Annotated in this window: 12 protein-coding genes; 3 read left to right on the top strand and 9 right to left on the bottom strand. The window is 44.9% G+C overall.

The genetic code is table 11. From position 1 onward, the window contains the following. Positions 1-87 precede the first annotated feature (87 nt). Complete coding sequence (lpdA, locus tag BT_RS16130; RefSeq protein ID WP_011108698.1) at positions 88-1,431, bottom strand: dihydrolipoyl dehydrogenase; 1,344 nt, start codon at positions 1,429-1,431, stop codon at positions 88-90. Between the two features lie 11 nt (positions 1,432-1,442). Beyond that, positions 1,443-1,838, bottom strand: a complete 396-nt coding sequence (locus BT_RS16125) for a PH domain-containing protein (protein ID WP_008762797.1) — start codon at positions 1,836-1,838, stop codon at positions 1,443-1,445. A 107-nt stretch (positions 1,839-1,945) separates the two neighbouring features. Here BT_RS16125 and nadB point away from each other — a divergent pair, with 107 nt between their 5' ends. Further along, entirely contained in the window at positions 1,946-3,517 is a 1,572-nt protein-coding gene (gene nadB / locus BT_RS16120) for an L-aspartate oxidase (RefSeq protein WP_011108697.1), read from the top strand. A gap of 2 nt (positions 3,518-3,519) precedes the next feature. Continuing rightward, entirely contained in the window at positions 3,520-3,792 is a 273-nt protein-coding gene (locus BT_RS16115) for a DUF4884 domain-containing protein (protein ID WP_008767421.1), read from the top strand. Between the two features lie 81 nt (positions 3,793-3,873). On the opposite strand, the gene rbr is transcribed toward BT_RS16115, so the two are convergent. Then, positions 3,874-4,452 (bottom strand): rubrerythrin, encoded by a 579-nt coding sequence (gene rbr / locus BT_RS16110; protein ID WP_008762794.1) that lies wholly within the window; start codon positions 4,450-4,452, stop codon positions 3,874-3,876. A gap of 244 nt (positions 4,453-4,696) precedes the next feature. Between rbr and BT_RS16105 the strand changes: the two genes are divergently transcribed. Further along, positions 4,697-6,376: a SulP family inorganic anion transporter gene (locus BT_RS16105; RefSeq protein WP_011108696.1), complete on the top strand. Its 1,680-nt coding sequence runs from the start codon at positions 4,697-4,699 to the stop codon at positions 6,374-6,376. Positions 6,377-6,471: 95 nt separating this feature from the next. On the opposite strand, the gene BT_RS16100 is transcribed toward BT_RS16105, so the two are convergent. The 6 genes from BT_RS16100 to BT_RS16075 form a co-directional block, all read right to left on the bottom strand. Beyond that, positions 6,472-7,602 carry an acyltransferase family protein gene (locus tag BT_RS16100; protein WP_011108695.1) on the bottom strand — a complete coding sequence of 377 codons (1,131 nt, stop codon included), beginning with the start codon at positions 7,600-7,602 and terminating at the stop codon, positions 6,472-6,474. A gap of 34 nt (positions 7,603-7,636) precedes the next feature. Beyond that, positions 7,637-10,702 (bottom strand): glycoside hydrolase family 2 TIM barrel-domain containing protein, encoded by a 3,066-nt coding sequence (locus BT_RS16095; protein WP_048694946.1) that lies wholly within the window; start codon positions 10,700-10,702, stop codon positions 7,637-7,639. Positions 10,703-10,707: 5 nt separating this feature from the next. Next, a complete protein-coding gene (locus tag BT_RS16090; protein ID WP_011108693.1) occupies positions 10,708-13,032 on the bottom strand; it encodes a glycoside hydrolase family 20 protein in 2,325 nt (774 codons plus the stop codon). Between the two features lie 17 nt (positions 13,033-13,049). Next, positions 13,050-14,618: a sulfatase family protein gene (locus BT_RS16085; protein ID WP_011108692.1), complete on the bottom strand. Its 1,569-nt coding sequence runs from the start codon at positions 14,616-14,618 to the stop codon at positions 13,050-13,052. 82 nt (positions 14,619-14,700) lie between these two features. Beyond that, the gene (locus tag BT_RS16080; RefSeq protein WP_011108691.1) at positions 14,701-16,572 is read right to left on the bottom strand and encodes a DUF5006 domain-containing protein; all 1,872 of its coding nucleotides are present in this window, start codon (positions 16,570-16,572) and stop codon (positions 14,701-14,703) included. Between the two features lie 27 nt (positions 16,573-16,599). Continuing rightward, on the bottom strand, positions 16,600-18,465 hold the full coding sequence (locus BT_RS16075; protein ID WP_011108690.1) for a RagB/SusD family nutrient uptake outer membrane protein: 1,866 nt from the start codon (positions 18,463-18,465) through the stop codon (positions 16,600-16,602). Between the last annotated feature and the right edge of the window lie 14 nt (positions 18,466-18,479).

Below are 18,479 nucleotides of genomic sequence, written 5' to 3'. Positions count from 1 at the left end.
ACCTTCTACATTAACCTACATTAACTTTCATGCTACTTCAGCTTCTTCCGTATCTCGAATATCACGGCTATCCGCTTATGCTCAATCTTATAATGCTTCCCGGAAAATCTCTCCTACCGTAGGATGAGGGAAAACAACCTTCTTCCATGCGGCGGCAGTCAATCCAAGCTCAATGGCAGTACCGGCAAGAGTGATGATTTCCGAAGCAGGATTGCCCAGCACGTGTGCTCCGATTATCCGTTCCTGTTCATCCAGCAGTACTTTGCAGACCCCGTTCACGCCTTCATTCTCCGCCACAAAACGACCGGAATAAGCCATCGGAAGTTTCACCACCTTATAAGTAATTCCTTTTGCTGAGGCCGATTCTTCCGTCTCTCCGACTCCTGCAATCTCCGGATTCGTATAAACAACGCCGGGGATAGCCCGGTAACTCATTGCATCTTCCTTACCCAAAATAGAATGTACGGCAACCTCAGCCTCACGGACAGCCGTATGAGCCAACAAAGAAAAGCCTGTCAGATCACCGCAGACATAAACGCCGGACAGCGAAGTCTGCATCTTCTCATTGACCTTGATAGCGCCACGCCCGGTTTTATCCAGATTCAGATTTTCGAGTCCGAAACCTTTCGTCACAGGTCGGCGTCCAACGCTCATCAATAGCTTTTCTGCTATAACACTGCCCTTTCCTTCTGCATTCTCGTATGAAACAACCGCACCCTCTTCCGTCTGTGATAAAGCGACAACTTTAGTGCTGAGCAGGAATTTAATGCCCCGCTTTGCATATTCGGCACGAAGCAATGCAGACAGTTCCTTATCCATTCCTCCCAAAATCTCATCCATCATCTCAATCACCGTTACCTGCACACCGAGACTATTAAAAAATGATGCAAACTCCATACCGATCACTCCACCGCCTACAATGGCAAGGGAGGCAGGCAGCTCCTTACTGTCCAGCGCATCCCGATGCGTCCAGTAATTCACCGTTTCCACGCCGGTAATAGGAGGGATGAAGGTTTCGGAGCCTGTACAAAGGATCAGATTTTCCGCATTGTATGTTTCTTCGCCACAGCGAACTGTATTTTTATCTATGATCTGCGCCTCTCCCGTCACCATCGCGACATTATTGGAGGTCAACTTTGCCTTTACACCCAATACCAGTTTGCGCACCACTTTACTTTTACGGGCAATGATCTTCGGCAAGTCAAAAGAGACTTCGGAGACATTCACCGCATATTTCGAGGAATGACGTGCACTGTCGTAAGTCTTTGCCGAATACAACAGCGTTTTCGTCGGGATGCATCCTTCATTCAGGCAGACACCTCCCAAATTATTCTTCTCGATAAGGAGTACACTCAAACCGGCTTTGCCGGCAGCTTCGGCGGCTGTATATCCTGCGGGACCGCCACCGATGATAATGACTTGGTATTTCATAGGTATAAAATTTATTGTTCCATTCTCTTTTTAATCAACTCCACAAATTCACGTTCCTTGACAGGCATCACCGAAGCAAACTTTCCGTTTCCATACTCTATCAAGACATAATTCGTCACCGAAAACTTTCCGAATTTCATGGAATGATACTTCCGGATAGCTGTGATTTCGGCAATAGGAATTACTTTTTTACGCATAAAACGTCCAGTGGATATCTCCAGAACTCCATCAGTAGATACAGTGTAAACCGTATGAATAATCTGTTCGATGACTACAATAAGCAGGAGCATTAGTAGCACTGCCGGCAAGATATATTTACACCACAAAGCGCCCACGGCATTTACAGTAAGCACCACCAGCAGAAAATACTGGTACCAGGCGATGCGGGCATGAAAAATTCGATTCATTTTGTCAGATTTTTGCGTGCAAGGTAGCAAATTTATGAATTAGTGACAACGAAAAGAACAACGAAGTGACTTATTTTGTAGCTTTGCGGTGAGAAATAAACAAAATTATGGTAAGAAAATTCGATTTCCTCGTTATCGGCTCCGGAATTGCCGGTATGAGTTTTGCGCTCAAAGTGGCGCACAAAGGTAAAGTTGCTCTTATCTGTAAAAGCGGGCTGGAAGAAGCCAATACGTACTTCGCACAAGGAGGAGTGGCGTCCGTCACCAACCTGCTGGTGGATAATTTCGACAAACACATTGAAGACACGATGATTGCCGGCGACTGGATCAGTGACCGTGGCGCAGTAGAAAAAGTAGTGCGCGAAGCGCCTGCGCAAATTGAAGAACTGATCAAATGGGGCGTGGACTTCGACAAAAACGAGAAAGGCGAATTTGACTTGCACCGCGAGGGAGGACACTCCGAGTTCCGCATTCTTCACCATAAAGATAATACGGGAGCAGAGATTCAGGACAGCCTGATCAAAGCCGTGCAAAGGCATCCGAACATCGAGGTGATCGAAAACCAGTTTGCCGTTGAAATACTGACCCAACATCATCTGGGAGTAACTGTTACCCGCCAGACACCGGACATCAAATGCTACGGTGCCTACATCCTCGACCCGAAAACCGGAAAAGTAGATACCTACCTCGCCAAAGTGACTCTTATGGCCACCGGTGGAGTAGGAGCTGTTTATAAAACGACCACCAATCCGCTAGTCGCTACCGGAGACGGTATCGCCATGGTCTACCGTGCCAAAGGTACAGTGAAGGATATGGAGTTTGTGCAATTCCACCCCACCGCCCTGTACCATCCGGGCGACCGCCCTTCGTTCCTGATTACGGAAGCGATGCGTGGCTACGGTGGCGTACTCCGCACAATGGACGGCAAGGAGTTCATGCAAAAATACGATCCCCGTCTTTCACTCGCTCCGCGCGATATCGTAGCCCGTGCTATTGACAACGAAATGAAAAATCGGGGTGATGACCATGTTTATCTTGACGTCACCCACAAAGACCCGGAAGAGACAAAGAAGCACTTTCCCAATATTTACGAGAAATGCCTCAGCTTGGGCATCGACATCACCAAAGATTACATTCCGGTAGCTCCGGCAGCCCACTATCTTTGCGGCGGTATCCTTGTAGACCTGAACGGACAGTCTTCTATCGAACGCCTCTACGCAGTGGGAGAGTGCTCCTGCACCGGTCTCCACGGTGGTAACCGTCTGGCTTCCAACTCACTGATCGAAGCTGTCGTATATGCCGACGCTGCCGCCAAGCATAGCCTGAGAGTTGTAGACCAGTATGCCTACAACGAAGCCATCCCCGAATGGAACGACGAGGGAACCCGTTCACCGGAAGAGATGGTACTGATCACGCAAAGCATGAAGGAAGTTAACCAGATTATGAGTACTTATGTAGGTATTGTCCGCAGCGACCTTCGTCTGAAACGTGCCTGGGACCGACTGGATATCATTTACGAAGAAACTGAAAGCCTGTTCAAACGCAGCGTAGCCTCCAGAGAGATTTGCGAATTGCGTAATATGGTCAACGTAGGATATCTGATTATGCGTCAGGCAATGGAACGCAAAGAAAGCCGCGGATTGCATTATACGATTGATTATCCACACGCTAAAAAATAATCATGAAAACATTAACTAGACTATTTATTCTTTTATTCGTTATGGCAGGTGTAAGTTCCTGCTATACAGGTATCCCATTGAAACAAGGCAAATCGGAAAACAACCGAACTTACGAAGTCAGCTATTTGTTCGAGCATGACGGAGTCAAAGTCTATCGATTTATGGATATGGGAAACTATGTGTACTTTACCACAAAGGGAGATGTGACCAGTATCAAAAATGACTCTACGAAAGAAAGGACTGTAACGATCTACAGAGATGATACAGTCAGATAATGAAATGTCTTAATAAATAAAAGTGCCGCTTGCAATCATATGCAAGCGGCACTTTTATTATCTAATAAACACCTCTTATTATTAATAGTTTTCTTTCTTCACCTCGAAATAAGCCTGCGGATGCAAACATGCCGGGCAAACTTCAGGAGCTTCCTTACCGATTTCGATATAACCGCAGTTACGGCATTGCCATACCACTTCGCCTTCTTTAGCGAATACAGTCATATTTTCGATGTTGTTCATGAAAGCCAGGTATCTTTCTTCGTGGCCTTTCTCAGCGATTGAGATATTGCGGTACATAGCAGCAATCATCGGGAAACCTTCCTGTTCTGCCACATCAGCGAAATGAGGATAATCCAGTGACCATTCTTCGTGTTCGCCGGCAGCGGCAGCGCGAAGATTTTCGAGTGTATTACCGATCACACCAGCCGGATAGCTGGCAGTAATTTCTACCATACCACCTTCCAGGAACTTGAACATACGTTTAGCGTGTTCCTTTTCCTGATCAGCTGTCTCTGTGAAGATTGCTGAAATTTGTTCGTAACCTTCCTTCTTTGCAACACTTGCAAAATAAGTGTAACGCATTCTAGCCTGTGATTCTCCTGCGAATGAAGTCAGCAGATTCTTCTCTGTCTGGGTTCCTTTAATACTTTTAGTCATAATTCTAATCTATATTTAAATTGGTTATTACCAAACGTAACTTGTCGTACTATTTATAACGCAAATATAAGCGATTTGTTCGTAATAAGCTCCCTTTTCTTGATGAATAAAAACTATCGATTCATAGATAAAACCTATCAACAATCAAATAGCATGTTGCTAAACATACTTATCTCGATTATTTTGCGTAATTTTGCAACCTCTACTTTGCAAAAGAGCAAATTATATATAATAATTCACAGAAATGAAGTTATTTGAATTTAAACCCAAATTGGTTTCTTGTTTAAAGAATTATTCGAAAGAAACGTTTATGGCGGACCTGATGGCAGGCGTCATTGTCGGCATCGTAGCACTTCCACTGGCCATCGCCTTCGGTATTGCTTCGGGAGTATCGCCCGAGAAAGGTATTATCACTGCTATTATTGCCGGATTCATCATCTCTCTGCTGGGAGGAAGCAAAGTCCAGATCGGCGGACCGACAGGAGCTTTCATTGTGATCATCTACGGCATCATCCAGCAATATGGCGAAGCCGGACTGATTGTGGCGACGCTTATGGCAGGTGTTCTCCTTATATTATTAGGAGTGTTCAAGCTCGGAGCCGTTATCAAGTTTATTCCGTATCCCATTATCGTCGGTTTCACCAGCGGTATTGCCGTTACCATTTTTACTACGCAGATTGCCGATATCTTCGGCCTGTCTTTCGGAGGTGAAAAAGTACCGGGAGACTTTGTCGGGAAATGGATGATTTATTTCCGTCATTTCGATACCGTGAATTGGTGGAATACCATTGTAAGTATTGTCAGCATCATTATCATTGCAATCACTCCCCGGTTTTCTAAAAAAATTCCCGGATCGCTGATTGCCATTATTGTAGTGACAGTGGCCGTCTATCTGATGAAGACTTATGGCGGAATAGATTGCATTCCGACCATCGGCGACCGTTTCACCATTAAGTCAGAATTGCCGGATGCCGTTGTACCGGCTTTGGATTGGGAAGCTATCAAAAATCTGTTTCCGGTAGCTATCACTATTGCAGTGCTGGGAGCTATTGAATCACTCTTGTCTGCCACCGTAGCCGATGGTGTGATAGGCGACCGTCATGATTCCAACACGGAACTAATCGCACAGGGTGCGGCAAATATCGTAGCGCCATTGTTCGGAGGTATCCCCGCTACCGGAGCTATTGCCCGTACGATGACGAATATCAACAATGGAGGTAAGACGCCGATTGCAGGTATTATCCATGCGATTGTCCTTCTTCTGATTCTTCTTTTCCTGATGCCGCTGGCACAGTATATTCCGATGGCTTGCCTTGCCGGAGTACTGGTCATCGTATCTTATAATATGAGCGGCTGGCGCGTCTTCAAGGCTTTACTGAAGAATCCGAAATCCGATGTCACCGTACTGCTGATTACTTTCTTCCTCACTGTTATCTTCGACTTGACAGTTGCCATCGAAGTAGGACTGATCATCGCCTGCGTACTCTTCATGAAACGTGTCATGGAAACTACTGAAATCTCCGTCATTACGGATGAGATCGACCCGAATAAAGAATCGGATATCGCCGTCAACGAAGAAAACATCATGATCCCTAAAGGAGTGGAAGTATATGAGATCACCGGCCCTTACTTCTTCGGTATCGCTACAAAGTTCGAAGAAACGATGGCGCAGCTGGGAGACCGTCCGAATGTACGCATCATCCGTATGCGTAAAGTTCCGTTCATCGACTCCACAGGTATTCATAATCTAACTACACTTTGCGAAATGTCGCAGAAAGAAAAGATTACCGTCATTCTTTCCGGAGTCAATGAGAAAGTATATAAGGTACTGGAGAAATCCGGATTCTATGAATTGCTGGGAAAAGAAAATATCTGCCCGAACTTCAAGATAGCGCTGGATAGAGCGGAAGAAGTCATGAAATAAAGAGATTCCAACATAAAGAAAGAGCCATTTTATCTCCTGCTTTTCGGGATTAAAATGGCTCTTTTTATTTTAAGAGAGGAGAGATTACCGCTCCACTAAACTTTTAAAAACAAGCCACGTTTATACATCATTCTCAACAGGAAGAAAAGAATAAGATAATTAGCAAAAGTAAGCCATACGGGATAATAATCTCCGATGTATTGTTTCAACCCGTAACTGACCGAATCAGCAATGCAACGGAAGTTCACCACTTCGCCCAACAGATAAGCCGTGATGGAATTCATACCATACACTTTCAGCCAGTTCAACCCGCGGCTGTGTCCTTTATAGTCAATCCAATAATAAAATAATGCCATCAACAGAAAGCAATAACCACCGGATAGTAATGTCATACTACCTGTCCACAAACGCTTAATGATGGGCATCTGCAAACTCCAAAGCATCGCCAGCCCTACTAAAAGCACACCAATGACCGACAGAGTCTGTACCACCTTTTTACGGTTCGCTTTCCCTTCTTTCATAATCTTTCCGGCAAAAGCTCCGAGCATGACAGTCACTCCGAATGTCAGACTGCTCCATATCCATGTGTAATTGTAATAAGGTGAAAAGCTCCACGTTCCGTCTTCATTCCAGAAAACACCATCTCTGAAACGACCTAAGACACATCTGTCCACCTGTTCGGCAAAGTTTCCAGCCGGTGTGAAGTCACCCAAAAATGTCATGGGAATCCAGTATATGAAAAGCAACAATAAAGTGATTCCTATCTGCCACCTGAATGAAAAATGTAACTGAATGACTGCCGCAATGAGATAGCCGACAGCAATAGACTGCAAAGTATTTGAATAGAGATAAATATGACTGCTGTCCAGTCCAAGCAGATTTCCCTGAACAATCATTCCGAAAATAAACAGCAGAAACACCCGCCTCAGAATCCTCCGATAGACGAGCCAGTAACTGCCGGACATACCGACGTACTTTGACAGTGAAAACGGCATCGAAGCGCCTGTCATAAAGAGGAACAACGGCATCACAAGATCCCAAAAACGGAATCCCTCCCACACTTCATGATCAAACTGATAAAGGATATCATTGAGAAACGGCAAGTTCAACTGTCGTACCAACGCCGCAAACACCGGCTGAAAGAAGACAAGAAGAAACAGGTCAAAGCCACGAAGGATATCCAACGATGCCAAACGGGTTGTGTTTTTCTCAGATAATTTATTCATCGCATTTATAAATTTAAGTTTTCATCACTCTTCCTTACTTCACGGGATAAATGGTGAAAGTAAATGTTTGCTTTCCCAACGGAACCAGATACGGCGGCAACACCCCCGGTCCGCATGTAGCAGTACCTACACCTGCCTGCTTAGCATCCAAATGTACGGTAATCCTGCCATTACGTTCCAAGTCATTGATATGAAGTGCCTTCTCCAATAATAAATCAGAGAAAGGGAGAGCACTAAACTGGAATGGAGAATCAGACTCTATCCAGCAGCCTTTTCCGCTGTCGTCTGCCAGCTTCACCCAACGTACATCGGTGCGGTTTCCCGTCGACTGGGGGATAACATAATAATGGAACATCTTTTCGGGCGTTGTAGTATAGATACCTATTTTACCAGACTGGTTTCTGTCAATGTATGTTTCGTGTTCACCACGTCCCAGATAAGTCACATTTCCATAGGTATCGTTCATTTCAAACGTTAATCCCAGTCGTGCTATTGATTTCACCCATGTCGTGTCCGGCTGAAAAGTAGTCTGTACTTTCAAAGATCCATTGTGATTCAGCGTATATTCCAATGTGGCATCTCCTACTTTCTTCCCAGTCACATTCAATATATTTACCTGTGCGGTAGCGGATGTCTTACTTTCTTTCAGAGAAACCACCTTTTGGGTCAATGTATGCAATCCGGCTTTTCTCCATAGTTTTGCACCCATTCTGTCCCGATTATCATTATCCGTTGCCGGACGGAACAGGCTTATAGTGACCGGACTAGCCAACAACTCTTCTCCGTCCAGACAAAGAGACTTCAAAGCGCCTGTGTTTTCATCGACTTCAAATGTCGTTTTTCCGGCTTCAGAAGGTTTTCCATTCCATACTTTTCCGGATGCAGGAAGCACAAACTGGTCATAAGCAATTTCCCAAGCGGTGTCCACTAAAGGAGTGGACTTTTTACGTGTCCAGCCCAAATCAAGATAAGCTTCACGGATAGTCTTGGGAAGCTGCACCGCCCCTAAAGTAAGCTCCACCGTTGCATGCGGCTCACATGCCACCTCCTTGTTGCCTTCTGCCAAAACAGTACCATCATCTCCCGTCACCTTCCAATGCAGGATATATTCATTCAAATCAGAGAAGTCGAACCAGTTCTTCACACGAACCGTCAGATTCTTTTTATCAATCAGTGTGCTCTTTATATTCTGATAGATCTTCTTTACTTCCAGCAAATGCGGATGAGGTTCCCGGACAGCATTTACCAACCCATTGCAACAGAAGTTTCCAAAGCTGGGCACATCTTTCGGCCCGTAATCTCCTCCGTATGTCCAATACCATTTACCATCCTTGTCTACTTCACGGAACGACTGATCTACCCAGTCCCAGATACAACCTCCTTGTGCCATCGGCTCATTTTCGAAGACCTCCCAGTATTCTTTCATTCCGCCGCAGCTATTGCCCATTGCATGCAAATACTCGCAAAGAATGAAAGGACGATAAATATCCTTGCGTGCCACATAATTTCTGATCACATCCACACTGCGATACATCCGGCAATAGATATCGGTATTATAGTTTTCTTCCGCACGTTCGTATTGTACCGGACGGTTTTTCTCCACCGATTTCAGCCAGTCATACGTACGTTCGAAATTGATTCCGTTGCCGGCTTCATTACCGAGCGACCAGATGACAACAGAGGGATGATTCTTCGAACGTTCATACATACGGCGTGTACGGTCTATATGGGCAGGAAGCCACGTACTGTCCTTTGCAAGAGAGGCAGGACCATAACCCATACCGTGCGATTCAATATTAGCCTCATCAATCACATAAAGTCCGTAACGGTCGCAAAGCTGATACCAGTAGGGATGTGCCGGATAATGCGAGTTGCGTACCGTATTGATGTTATGCTGTTTCATTAACCTGATATCCTGTTCCATCAGTTCTTTGCTTACTGTACGTCCGAGTTGCGAATGTTCGTGCCGGTTAACACCTTTCACCAATACAGGCACACCGTTTATACAGAAACGTCCGTTCTTTATCTCAGAAGTTCTGAACCCGACTTTTGTTCCGGTTATTTCCGTAACCTTTCCTCCGGCATCTTTCAACTCCAACAACAAGGTATAAAGTTCGGGATGCTCCGCATTCCATCTTCTCACATCAGGAAGGCGCTGTTCATCGAATACGATCAGATTGCCCGATCCATGTGATTCCAGCTTCCGGCTTCCTTCCAGCACTGTCTTGTCCGAAGCATCTTTCAATGTATAAGCAATGGAGGACGTTCCCGAAGCCGTTCCTCCGACTGCCACCTCCAGTTCGAAGATACCCTCTTTGTAATGTTCTTTTTCGAGAAGGGAAGTCACCTTGTAATCGGCAATATATTGTTCGGGAGTGCTGTAAAGATACACATCCCGTTCAATACCACTCAATCGCCACATATCCTGACATTCCAAATATGCTCCCGAACTCCAGCGATATACTTCAAGCGCAATCGTATTTTCTCCGTCGGTGAGCTTGTCCGTGATATCCCATTCGGCAGCAGTCTTGGAACCTTGATTGTATCCGAGAAACTCACCGTTTACCCATACATAATAAAACGATATCACTCCTTCACAGCAGAGTACCACACGACGTCCTTCCCATCCGGCAGGCACTTTAAAAGTCCGCCGATAAGAACCGACCTCGTTCTCTTTGTAAGGTACCAAAGGAGGATTCTTTTTGAAATTAAACATCTTATCATCAAACTCGTACGTCTCATTCACATAAATAGCCGTACCATATCCCTGACGTTCCCAGTTTCCCGGCACCTTTATATCTGCCCATCCACCTGTATAGTACGACGGCTTATAAAAATCTTTTGGACGAGTGTCCGGATTCTTCACCCAATGGAACTTCCACTGCCCGTTCAGACTCATATAATAAGGTGACTGCTCGAATGTGCCTTTCTCCACCTCCGAAGCATCTGCATAAGGCCATACATAAGTATGAGGATCGAGCTTGTTCAATCCTACGGCATACTGGCTCTGCCATTCAGGCTGTTGCTGTTGTGCCGTAGTGGAAATGATAGCGGGCGCCGCCAGCATCATTAAGAAAAATGGTTTCAACAAATTATTCATTTTTATCATTCTATCATCACTTCATCAAAATGCACTCTTGCCTCCTGCCCGGGACGGACATGGTTATCAGGACATTTTCCTATCCCTTTTGCCGTTACCCTTATATAGCGGGTTTCAACGCCTCCCAAACTTATCGATATATCCTCAATATAATTACCTTCACGGAAAATCTCTTCCGGAGTAAAGGTCCGTTCTCCTGCCTTATCGAAAGTTTTATTATCACCGGATACCGCAATCTCTATCAAGCGCGGTTTATGTACAGCCATACCATAACTGGTTATGCAACCAATAGTGAAGGTATTCACCTTCTCCATCTTCTCCATATCTATAGTAAAAGAGATAGAATCATTATTCGTCCAAGAACACCATTCAAAGTCCGAATACTTCAGGCTTCCACGTATCCCGTTAGTCAGAAGTTTCTCATTCGGATTACATCCCGACACAGGTTTGGCGGTTGCCAGATTCCAACGAACAGGAAGCGTCAGTGTCTTTCCCATTTGTCTGCCTTTCACAAAAGTAGCACTTTTAAGATTCAATGTCTCTTTTACGGCCAATTTTTCTTTATAAAGAGGTGAAGTAGCTATAGGTTCACTGCCATCTGTCGTATAATGTATTTCTGCATCCGGCCGGATACATTCCAGTTTCACTTTCAGTGCTCCATCTTCGGGAGTCACCGTGTGCTGAATATTATACATCGAACGGGCATAGACAATTCCTTTTGCCGTCAGATGTTCATTATAAATATCCATTGCTTTCAGAAATGAAGTCCAATCCTTTTTCTCCGGCTGTGTCCATGCTATCTCCGCCAATGCAGCCAGACGGGGAAATACTAAATAATCCACGTCTTCAGGTTTATTGCAGAACTCTGTCCACATGGATGCCTGCACGCCCATGAGTAAAGAAGCGTACTCCGGCTTCCAGTCTGCCTGCACCGGTTCATAATCATAAATATCCTTCAACGTATTATTACCAAAGTAGGTTTGAGGTTCAAACCATTGCGGTCCCTGATAACGAATCAGATACATGATACGTGCGGGTGTCATGATGAACGGATGCCCTTGCTCCGCTGCTTTCAGAGCAGCCGTTCCCAGTCCTCTCCATCCCTGGATGATAACGCCTTCGGGCAGGAAACTACTGTTGGTCAGTTCGTCCCAGCCAATCACTTTTCGTCCTTTGCTGCACACGTAGTCACTCATCCGTTTCATAAAGTAACCTTGCAAGTCTTCTTCATTGTCCAGATGTTCATTTTTCATCCGTGCCTGACAAAGCGGGCACTTTTCCCAATATCCTTTTTGCGCTTCATCACCTCCCAGATGGATATAGCGGGAAGGAAACAAAGCCATCACTTCATCCAGAACATTCTGCAAAAAAGTAAAGGCACTATCTTTTCCCGCACAGTAGATCACTCCTGAATTGCCTCCACCCAAACCCGGGATCACCCCGATATAACTCTTTACTATCGGACAGGTCAATTCCGGATAAGCAGCCAATGCAGCATTACTATGGGCAGGCATATCAATCTCGGGAATAATTTCTATCTGCCGTTCGGCAGCGTAAGCCACCATCTCCTTTACATCCTCCTGTGTATAGAATCCTCCGATAGGCGTAGGTTCTCCCGGTTCCGGATTGCGCCGGAAATAGAAAGGAACATCCATACGGTTGACCCGCCAGGCTCCTGTTTCCGTCAGACGGGGATATTTCTTGATTTCCAGCCTCCAGCCGTTGTCATCCGTCAGATGAAAATGGAGAGTATTGATTTTGAGCATCGCCATACAATCGATGATACGCAAAACGTTCTCTTTAGGAATAAAGAATCGGGCGACATCCAACATCAGTGCCCGATAACCAAAGCGTGGTTCATCCTGAATAGTCACTGTGGGAATATTCCAGTCAAGGCACTTTGCCCGTTGATTGCCTTCGATAGCAGGTGGCAGCAGTAAACGGATCGTCTGCAATGCGTAGAAAAATCCTTTCGTATCGGAAGCTTTCACCAAAATCTGCTGCGGGGTAACTTCCAGCAGGTATGCTTCACTTTTTAGAGAAGAGTCAGTCGTAAAACGAACATGACTCTTCTCACTGCTACCCATTGTCAACTGAGGAATTATCCCTGAGCTTTTTTTAAATAAGTCTATAAAGTTACGGGCGATAACCGCCTGTTCATGGTTTTCTACGGAAAAGACTGTCTTGTCGGAAAAGGTAAAGTTACCCTTGCCCGGTACTACACGTACCGGACAAGGAACTATTGAAATAGGGGATGGTGTTAAGTTATCAGCGCTTGCCCCCGCTATAGGTGCCAGTAGCATGAGAATGATTAAGATGTATTTCGTCATGATAGTCAGTTTTATTATTATTCCTTGTCTCTCTCAGGGGAGAAACGGACCGGATCATTATACTGTTCCTGCAGTTTTTCCATTTCTACTTTCAGTTCTTCGGCGATGGATTCATATTCGGGTTGACCGTAAAGGTTGTGCATCTCCGTAGGATCAGCCTGCAGGTCGTAAAGTTCCCACCAGTTGATGTTATTATAAAAATGAATCAGTTTATAGCGTTCGGTACGTATGCCGTAATGGCGTTTCACCATGTGTTCGGCAGGATATTCATAGAAATGATAATATAAGGCTGTCCGCCAGTCCTGAGGATGTTCGCCTTTCAGCAACGGAACAAGTGACACTCCGTGGATGTCTTCGGGCACAGGAGCTCCGGCAAGTTCGAGGAAGGTAGGGGCATAGTCGATGTTCTGCACCATTTCCGTGATCTTTCCCCTGCGGTCAAAGCCTTTCGGCAGGCGCATGATAAGAGGAGTACGCATGGACTCTTCGTACATGAAACGTTTGTCAAACCAACCATGCTCACCCATGTAGAAGCCTTGATCGGAAGTATAAACTACCAGTGTATTGTCCAGTAATCCCTTCTTTTTCAGATAGTCGAATACTCTACCGACATTGTCATCCAATGATTTCACCGTCTTCATATAGTCGCGCATATAACGCTGGAATTTCCAGTTGGCAAGTTCTTTCCCCTGCAGGTTCTGCCGGTAGAAATCGGCTATGATCGGATCATAAAACTTATCCCATGCGGCACGCTGTGCTTTGTCCATCCGTCCGATATACTTTTCATACAAGGCTTTCAGGCGGGAGTCTTTATCAGGACGCAGCATTTTAAGATCGTAGATCATATCCATATCTTTGGCAATGCTCATTTCCTGTGAGGCGGCAGCCGGACGTCCCTCATAATCGTCGAAGAAATTATCCGGTAACGGGAAGGTCTTATCTTCATACAAAGCCAGATTACACGTATCTGCCAACCAGTTGCGATGAATCGCTTTGTGATGAATCAACAGGCAAAAAGGTTTATCAAGATCACGTTTGTGTTCCATCCAGTCAATGGCATCATCGGTAATCAGATTTGTGATATATCCGTGCTTCCGGATGGTGTCGTTGTTCTGTGTAATGAAATCCGGATTGTAGTAATCGCCCTGACCGGGAACTATTTCCCAGTAGTTAAATCCGGAAGGAAGGCTTTCAAGATGCCATTTGCCTACCAATGCGGTCTGATATCCGGCTTTTTGCAACAATTTGGGGAATGTCTGTTGAGCACTATCGAATACACAAGTGGTGTTATCATAGAATTTGTTGGCACAACTGTGCTTGCCCGTTATCATGCAGGCACGGCTGGGTCCGCTCAGAGAATTAGCCACAAAGCTGTTGGTAAAGAGTACTCCTTCTTCCGCTATGCGGTCAAGATTGGGAGTTTCCATATATCGGGTATCATAGCAACTCATCATTTGTGCTGTATGATCATCGGTCATGATATAGACGATGTTCAGTGGCTTCTGTGCAGCCTCTTTTTTTACCGAAGTACAACTACAAGCTGCAGCAGCCAATCCGGTGACAGGAATTATATAAGTATACTTCATTTTATTTATTCATTGATTTAAAAGAAATCATCCGGAGAATACTTGCGGGATTCCCCGGATGATTGATAATACGGATTATTGATTAATAGAACTTAGTACCATTTTTAGCTTTACCCAGTTCATAATCTGCTACCGTAGCTTTATTGATGTATGTACGAACCCAATCAATCTCCAGACGAGGGATAGCGTCGTTTTCCTTATCTCGCTCATAATTATTGTAACTTGCGAATCCGGAATCCCAGCCGGCATCAGGAGACCATACTCCGCCTGTTTCTGTTCCACCGCCAAGTCCCCATTTATTAGGTGCACCCATAGTGAGGATGAACTTAAGTCCCTTCTCATTCTTTGCATTCGTAAAGGTCCACTCCTCTTCGGTACATTCGCTCTTCTTCAAGGTTACGGTTTCTTCTCCGTTGATACCTATTGCAACTTCCGTATCCGAACGCCACTCTACCCAATAAATATTCCATTCAGTCATATTGATTGTATTATTAGCAGTTTTGGTTTTATTATCAGTTGTAGTAGGACCGGTATGGAATGTCTGATGTGCTCTGTCTCCGGTTACAGGACCGACAGGATTTTCAAGAATATCTATTTCCGAATAAGATTTCTGACCGGCAGATTCATCAGAAACCAGCCAGATACCCATATTAAAGCCATTCTTCTGCCCACGAAGACGGGCACGGATTTCCATTCTGCAACCTTCTGATATCAACTGACTGTTGGACTTCCACGGAGAACCCGTTCCACAACCATAGAAAGCTGCTGTACCATAATCTCTTTGCCCTGATGCAGGAGCCGTAGCATTTGACGGTACTTTCATTTCTATCATTCGCAGATAGCCGTCGTCCGTAATCTTTGAGAACTGTTCGTTTATACAAGCAGCATGGTTCTGAACGATCACGGTATTACGTGCCGCCAGGAACAGAGGTACTTTATTACCAAAAGAGTTGCCATTGTTCCACATGTCGCCCGAATTTCCCACACTATGGAATTCCCACGCATTATAGAATTTCCAGCCTGCTGCAGCCAAGTCCGCATTAGGATGCGCATCCAACTCCTTCATTAAAACAGCATCGCCATATTGCTCAACCACAGCCGTCTGCCTTCCACTGGAAGCAAACGGGATCCCCGGATGATCATATACCCAGCGTTCGTCAAGAAGTTTACTACCCTTTCCTGCTTCGAGGTCTTTCATGATGATTTCCATTTTATCATTATCCAGCGGATACATAACAGAAATAGTTGTAAAATTCAGTACCAACGTTTCGTGCTGTGTAGGACTGAGGTTATGTTTCGTCTTCACTTTTGCCTCTGCCAAAGTTTCACCTGCGTTTACTGTCAATGTAACAGGAGGCAACGTTTCATAGAGACTCTTTTGATCATCAGGAATAGTGATGTTAATATCCATATCGTCTTTCACCGGAACAGGAGTCTGCACCTGAATAGTAAACTCATCACCTTCATTAATTATATTATCCGAATTGTTCTTCAGTGACACTACTGTATAATAGTGGTCGGAGACCACCACCGTTTGAGTAGGATTAGTCATGGCATAGCCACGCACGAAGGCAGTCACGTTCACAGTTAATTTCTGTTTCGGTTCAAGACCACTTTCCACAATCGGCAATTTAATATCGAAGCTACTCACCCCTTTGGGGACCGTAACCATCGAAGGAAAATCTTTAAATGCGATTTTCGATACATCCATTTCCCCGTCTTTAGCGGTCAGATACACATCAAAATCTTCATTAGTCGTCAATTGCGGATTCTTTTCATCATTAACTTTGACGGTAAGAGTCAGTTCTTCTCCCATCACAAAGCTTTTTCCACTTGCTTCTATAATCAACGGTACAGTCTCCGGCAATGGTTCTACCGCATCGTCATCACAACCTGCAAATCCTGTTGCAAGCAGGCAAACGGGTAAAAATGTATATAATATTCTTTTTATCATAATAGTATAGTTTATAAAATGAGGTATTTATTCACTTACATTCTCCCAACCCGGATTTTGACGTAACTGGCGATTTAATTGTAGTTCATCCTGTGGAATCGGCAATAAATAGTCCCGTTTCAGATCGAAAAGGTATCCATTAGGCAAGTATTGCTGCAATGGGTCCATCCAACCCTCATTATCCTTCAATACGAGCTTTAGTGACTCTTGTCCCTCGGGTGAAAAACTCCGGTACAGAATCCCCTCTTTACCCAGATAGGCACCTCTGCCGCGGCCATCTATTCCTTTCAGAGTTCCGGCACCTGCCCAACGCATCAAATCATCCAGACGGAACCCTTGAAGAGCCAGTTCCGAACGCCGCTCACGGCGAATCTCCTGAATAACAGGACTAATTCCCGTAAATGGGAAATTGGGATCGGTTGTCGGAGTAATATATTTCACACCTGCTCTTTCACGCAACGCTTTTATCGTTTTTGCGGCTACATTATCATCATATTTATTGAGTTCTGCTGCTGCTTCCGCATAGCAGAGCAATCCTTCCGCATAGCGGAACATAATAATGGCTGTTTCACTGTTACCGTCTACATAAGTTGTATCGATGCCCATCCGAATATGAAATCCTGTAACGTTTTTACTGTTCCCGTTGCCATTCAAACTCGGAGATACGATATCATCATTCTTCAGTTTTATTTCTTCCTTAGTACCTGTAGGATCATAAGCTCTGACGTTCATTGGCTTAGAAGCAGTAGCTCCTGCATTCGAGCGATATTTACAGCCTGTATGCATCACTGTAGCAAGAAGCCGCGCATCCCGATCTTTAAACATTTGATTGAAATCCTTAAATTTCAGTTCAGCAGGATCAATAAAAGTACCATCGGTATACAAATAATTATCAACCAAAGATTTTGATAATCCTGCCGGGCCGTCGGTATTGACCACACCACTGGAAAGTAAGCCTCCCAAAGCATTGAAGATACCATCATTCAAAGAGTACTTTTTCCAGAAAACAGCCTCTTGAATCCCAGAGAGATCTTTCTTATTAAACAAATGTGCAAAAGCGTCTTCCGCACTGATAGCTTCCTTATCAGAATCCTTTGTATTCAAGGTCAGACCGGCAGGGAAAAGTTGCTGATCACCCCAGTTCAATACTTCCTGATAAAATTCTGCGGAATTATCCTCTTTGGCGAACTCTGTTCCTTTGTGATATTTTTCCCATGAACCTTCGTAAAGCGCTACCCGCATAGCGAGAATAATAGCCGCCTCCTTGTTAATACGCAATCCTTGATATTTACTACGGGAAAACAGACTTGCCCGAGTTTCGGGAAGCTCGCCTATAGCAGCCTTCAGATCGCTCAGAATGAACCGTGCCACATCCGAACGCTTAGTAGCCGGAATTTGTAAACCGGCAACTGTGGCATTCCCATCCCAAAAATCATCCATAATAGGTATATCCCCAAAGCGGGTTAGCAAATAAAAGTGCCAGTAAGCCCGTAAGAAATAAGCTTCTCCTCGCAAAGATTGTATCTCGGCTGTTTCCTCTATTTCAGGAACACAATAATAGTAGAAGAAATAGTTGACATCACGCAGGTTCTCATACCCCTTCTTCCAGTCGGACGAGCCGCTGAACAAATTATTTTCACCATTCAGGCGCATATCATACTTTTCCGCCAGAATATTGTCGCTGTTCACCTCTTCTCCCCTGACACCCATTCCATACTGTGCCGGAGCGGGCAATGCCGGGTATAAAGCATTGATATAGTTCTCTACCTGTTCCCGTCCTGACAGGAAGGTAGTGTTATCTGGCTGCGTCAATGGTTTCCGGTCCAGAAAGTCGGAACAAGCAGACAGCATCAGTCCCATAAAAGCAGTTAGAATAATTATCTTCTTTTTCATAATAGTTCCTCTCT

It is taken from the genome of Bacteroides thetaiotaomicron VPI-5482 (genome assembly GCF_000011065.1).
Classification (GTDB): Bacteria; Bacteroidota; Bacteroidia; order Bacteroidales; family Bacteroidaceae; genus Bacteroides; species Bacteroides thetaiotaomicron.
This window is presented reverse-complemented; position numbering and strand designations above follow the sequence as displayed.